The 5,225-nt window shown below is 48.2% G+C and carries 5 protein-coding genes; all 5 read left to right on the top strand.

The genetic code is table 11. The annotated features are described in order from the left end of the window. Positions 1-120: 120 nt before the first annotated feature. The 5 genes from FFM73_RS12005 (at position 121) to FFM73_RS11990 (ending at position 5,010) form a co-directional block, all read left to right on the top strand. The gene (locus FFM73_RS12005) at positions 121-1,347 is read left to right on the top strand and encodes an S-layer protein (protein ID WP_137631897.1); all 1,227 of its coding nucleotides are present in this window, start codon (positions 121-123) and stop codon (positions 1,345-1,347) included. 102 nt (positions 1,348-1,449) lie between these two features. Beyond that, the gene (locus FFM73_RS12000) at positions 1,450-2,688 is read left to right on the top strand and encodes a hypothetical protein (protein ID WP_137631896.1); all 1,239 of its coding nucleotides are present in this window, start codon (positions 1,450-1,452) and stop codon (positions 2,686-2,688) included. A 190-nt stretch (positions 2,689-2,878) separates the two neighbouring features. Beyond that, positions 2,879-2,965, top strand: a complete 87-nt coding sequence (locus FFM73_RS13250; RefSeq protein WP_373278677.1) for a putative holin-like toxin — start codon at positions 2,879-2,881, stop codon at positions 2,963-2,965. A 349-nt stretch (positions 2,966-3,314) separates the two neighbouring features. After that, on the top strand, positions 3,315-4,163 hold the full coding sequence (locus FFM73_RS11995; RefSeq protein WP_137631895.1) for a C39 family peptidase: 849 nt from the start codon (positions 3,315-3,317) through the stop codon (positions 4,161-4,163). 31 nt (positions 4,164-4,194) lie between these two features. Beyond that, positions 4,195-5,010: a C40 family peptidase gene (locus tag FFM73_RS11990; protein WP_137631894.1), complete on the top strand. Its 816-nt coding sequence runs from the start codon at positions 4,195-4,197 to the stop codon at positions 5,008-5,010. Positions 5,011-5,225: the final 215 nt, after the last annotated feature.

Genomic DNA, 5,225 nt, shown 5'->3' with positions numbered 1-5,225 from the left:
AAAGTATAACGCCTGGGAGACTAGGTGTCCTTTTTTTGCAAAAAAACAGGCCTAAGTTTCTCAGTGTTGAACTTAATCAACACTAAAAAGCTTAGACCCCAAAAAAGGAGTGTTTTTTTAATGAAATCTAGTTTGAAAAAATCACTGTATGTTGGTTTAGCCGCTGTCTCAGTCCTTGCCGCTTCTAGCTTGGCTGCTACAACTGCCAGCGCTAAGACTTACGCTTATGTTACTAAACCTGCTTACTTCACCAGCGCACCAGAATCACGTAACGTTGTGCCAACTGGTCAAAATGCTTTGTACAGCAAGCCTGGTACCGTAAAAGGTGCTCGGGTCATTGCTTCTAAGACGACTATGGGTAATTTAGCTAACTCCAAGAAGTCATCTGACTTCTTCCGTGCTTATTCCATTGTCTCAACTAACCGTGGTTCCGTTTACTACAAGGTCGTTTCATTTGACGGCAATTACCGTGGCTGGGTCTATGGTGGTAAGTCGACTAAGGCGTTTGCTGGTGGGATTACACCTGCAACCACGACTAAGTCAGCTACAATGCCAGGCACGACTACTGGTTACACGATTGTTAACGCGGCTAAGAACACTATCTGGACTGCTCCTAAGAACACCCAGTACAAGGCTGCTAAGATCTCTGGCTTTGATTCCAGCGACACCTTTACCGTAACTGGTGCTGCAACTAAAGCTCGTGAAGGTTCACTTTACTATCAAGTTAAGGATGACCAGAAGCCTTCAGTTACTGGCTGGATCTACTACACTGGGGTTCAAGCACCACAAGGTAACTCAGTCAAGGTCAGCTATGTTGACAAAGACTCTAACAACCAAGTTGGTACTGGCTCAGTTCCATTTGATAAGAGCGCAACGACTGTTAACGTTACCGATACTGCTAACTTAAACAGTGTTGTTAACGGCGTCCCTTCAGGCTATGTACCATACGACAATGACAACGGCGGTGCTGCTTCAATCGCTGATCGTTCAGCCGCTGCTACAGCTAAGAATGGTGACACTGTTGTGTACTACGTTAAGGCTGCAGATACTGCTAACTTAACTACTAGCATCAATGTTCAACCCGAAAAGAGTGATGGCTCAAGCATCGAGTTGAAGAGCCAAGACCAAGCTGCTTTGGATGCTTCTGCCAAGAAGACTAAGTTCCAAGTTAAGCCAGGTGACACGATCACTGCTAACAACGTCGCAAACATCATTAACGACGCCAACCTGCGTACCATCGTTGCTAACGACGGCACCACCTATGTCTTCGACCACGCTGCAGACACTCCAAGTGCTGCTGGTAACGCAACGCCTAGTGTTCGGGCATACTACAGAGCTACATTTTAATGATTAATTAAATTGACTATCAAAACGTCGCCTTCGGGTGGCGTTTTTTGTCGACAATGAGTTAATGATCTCTCATCGTTTGAAGAAGGGGTGCAATTTAATATGAAATTGAATTTGAAAAAGACGTTATATGCTGGTTTGGCCGTCGTTTCAGTGCTGGCCGCATCCGGCTTCGCGGCAACGACTGCTAGTGCCAAGTCCTACGCTTATATTTCTAAGGCCGACTACTTTACGACTGCACCAGAATCACGGAATGTGCAGCCAACTGGGACCCACGCGTTGTACAGCAAAGTTGGGACTTCTAAAGGTGCCCACGTCGTTGCTTCGACGGCGACTATGGCCAAGCTGCGCAGATCATCAGTATCTACTGACTATTTCCGAGCCTATTCAATCGTGACCACTAACCGGGGCTCAGTTTACTATAAGGTCGTGTCATTTAACGGGCGTTATCGTGGCTGGATCTACGGTGGTAAAGACGCGACCAAATTTGGCGGTGGTATCGAACCGGCACAAACCACTGAGACCCGTCGCCTGCCAGGTCAAAAAACCGGGTTTACGATTGCTGACCCATCAAAGGCGACCCTTTGGACTGCGCCTAAGAACACCCAGTATCGGGCGGCTAAGGTCACCGGCTTCAAGCCTAGCGATACGTTCACGATCATTGGGGCCGCAACGAAGTACCGTGAAGGCTCCCTCTACTATCAGGTCAAGGATGATCAGAACCCATCCGTTACTGGCTGGATCTACTATGCTGGTATCCGCGCACCGCAAGGTAATTTGGTCAAGATTACTTATGTTGATGAGGGTAATGGTGACGCGCTTAGCACGCATAAGCTGCTATTTAATAACAGTGTAGCGACTACCAACCTCACGACCGATCCTGATTTGAAGGAAATCGTTGACAACATCCCTTCAGGTTACATCCCTGTTAGCGCTGGCACCGGTCAGAGTCCTTATGAGTCACTTAAGGATCCGCAAGGCGGTACCGTAGCCAAGAATGGTGCCAGCTTCCTCTTCTACGTTAAGCCTGATGACCCGACCAAAACTCGGGCAATAAAAATCGTTCCGGTTGATGAGAACAACAACCCAATTGCACTGAAGAGTTATGATCGAGAAGGTTTGGATGTTTTTGGCTCCGAGAAAGATTATCAAGTTAAAGTAGGTGATCCGATTAACGCGGGGGTAATTGAAAACACGCTTCGTATCGATAAACTGGATCCTACCTTGGTATCCAGCTCAGGTGTTCATTACAGCTTTGTCAGTGTTGCCGATACACCAACAACGGCCAGTGATAGCCGTAGCACAGTCACTGTGCATGTCAACTACAGAGTTGCTGATTAATTAATGATTGATTATGGAAACGTCGCCTTTGGGTGGCGTTTTTTTGTTACTGTGAAAAAACACGCTCACAGGTATCTGGATACGTATGCTATACTAATTCAGCAGGGTTTTATGGGTGGTGGCTGTCTTTTCCCCTTGAGGTGATGCATATGGGAAACCGGAAGCAATCTGAGAAAGGGTTTCACAGCCAATGAGTGTCTTTCAGGCACTTTCGTTGATGCTATTGTTTGGCACGTTTTTACTAGCGCTGCTAAACTACATCAGTAACAAGCACTAAAAAAGCCGCCCTGTATAACTTTGGTAGGTTACAGGACGACTAGTAGTTTATAGTTCTGTCAATGCCACCGCCTTTAAAGCGGCTGCTGGATGTCGGTGTTCGAGCACCGGCCTCTTTACGGTCATATTGTAACATATTGGATTCATTAATTCCAAATATAAGACGGTATATATCAATGGTAAATTGCTGCTTTGCAGGTATTAAACAAGTTAAGTGAATGATTTTTAAAACGTCACCTTTGGGGGTGGCGCTTTTTTGCGCTGTCATTAATTTGTTAGATGAGCTTAATCATCTATTTAGGAATGGCTATGGTATACTGCAATTAAATGAGATAGGGGAGATTTTACATATGAAGATTAAACATGGAATTGCAGCGCTGTTATTGGGGCTGTCAATTGGCGCGGGCACGGTAACGCTCAACACCGCTACCGCTAGTGCCGCTACCAGCAGCAGTAGTACAGCGTATGCACCAATTACCAAACTGACCAAGGTCAGCTATTACACGACTATGGGGACTGGTAGCTACAGCGTCTATGCTTCCGGCGCTTACAATACGTCGGCTGCGAACCGCAAGGCAATCAGCACTTCACGTTCATTTGCCAACCAGGCGATTCACATTACCCGTGAAGAAGTGGTGAACGGGGTGACTTGGCTGAAGTTCACGTATAACCATAAGCAGACTGGCTGGGTCGAGCAAAAGGGCACTGTGACCTCCACGTACAAGCTTTACGCACCGATGATCGGTCAGCGTCCGCAACTGCCGACTGGCTGTGAGATTACGGCGACGGCGATGATGCTGCAGTTCGGTGGCGCTAAAGTCGACAAGATGAGTTTAGCTAAGGAAATGCCACGGTCCAGTGACCCTAATAAGGGCTTTGTTGGCAGTCCGTACAGTTCCCGTGGCTGGTACGTCTTCCCCGGTGGCCTCATGGGTGTCGTCAAAGCGCACATGGGCACCGCTAAGAACATGACGGGGGCTAGTCTGACCAGCATTAAGAACCAGGTGCGCCGCAATCATTTAGTCGTGGTCTGGGTCGCTAACGTGGACGGTTTCAGCAACCACGCGCTGACGGTGACCGGCTACTCGAAGTCGCGGATCTACTACAATGACCCGTGGACGAAGCAGCGGACCAGTATGAGCAATAGTACGATGACGGCGCATCGCAAGGCGGATGCTAACCGTGCGCTGAGTTATTAGTGATATTAGGTAGAAGGGGAGAGTCTTTTCAATGCGATTGAGATGGATCATTGCGTTAAGTATTGGAGCTGCTTTGGGATTGGCAGGCACGACGACGCAAGCCGCAGCCTACCAGAATCCTAAGGCCTACTATCAGGTTCAAGACACGCAGATCAAGCCTTACGGCAAGGTCGGCTACACCGTCAAACGGGGCTATGAAGGTATTAAGACCTGGAAGATCATGAAGAAGATGGGGACCTTTGCTGGCTATGATAAGTACAATACCGCGACTTATGATCAGGTAAAGAACTTCCAGCGCAAGCATCATTTGAAAGCGACTGGTGACGTGGACGAGAATACCTGGGTCAAGCTGGGCTTCTCCAAGTCATCGTGGACCAGCATCGACAGCTATGTGGCACCGTTGACGGTCACAACGAAGGATAGTCGTAAAGCTCACGTGGAGGCCATGATTAAGCAGGCTTACAAGTATCTGGGTAACCCTTATTTGGTGGGGTCATCGTCGAGTCCCAGTTATGGGGTAGATTGTTCGGGATTGACCATGCAGGCGCTGTACGCTGGCGGAATTAATCCAGCGCCAATCAGTGCCATTAACCACGCGCATCCCGGTAATGAGTGGAATTCCCGCAATCTGTGGGCGTCAAAGAAGCTGAAGCGGGTGGCTTATAAGCATCGTGAACGCGGGGACCTGATCTTCTACTATCAACCGGGCACCCGGGTGATCTGGCACGTGGCCATCTATCTGGGTCATGATAAGGTGATCGAAGCATGGCCACCGCGTGTCATGGTGCAGCCGATTCGTGATGGACAGCGGTCGGATATTGCGGGGGTTAAGAGACCATTTTTGTAGAGCAGAGCGTGAAACAACCCGGGTTGACTCCAGAGTGTAACGTCGAAAAGCAGTGTTCCTGAACTTGGGAACGCTGCTTTTTGGCGTTACACGGCCGGAGTCAGGGTTGTTGAGCGCGTTTTCTACCAAAAGACAACCCTTTTATAAGATGGTTTAGGGAAATTAGGGCATACTTAAATAGACCTACTGATTTTAGCTTTTTTCGTGATAAAATA

Origin of the sequence: Secundilactobacillus hailunensis, from assembly GCF_005405185.1 — a bacterium.
GTDB lineage: Bacteria > Bacillota > Bacilli > Lactobacillales > Lactobacillaceae > Secundilactobacillus > Secundilactobacillus hailunensis.
The sequence above is the reverse complement of the archived record's forward strand: the minus strand, read 5'-3'. Positions and strand labels throughout refer to the sequence as shown.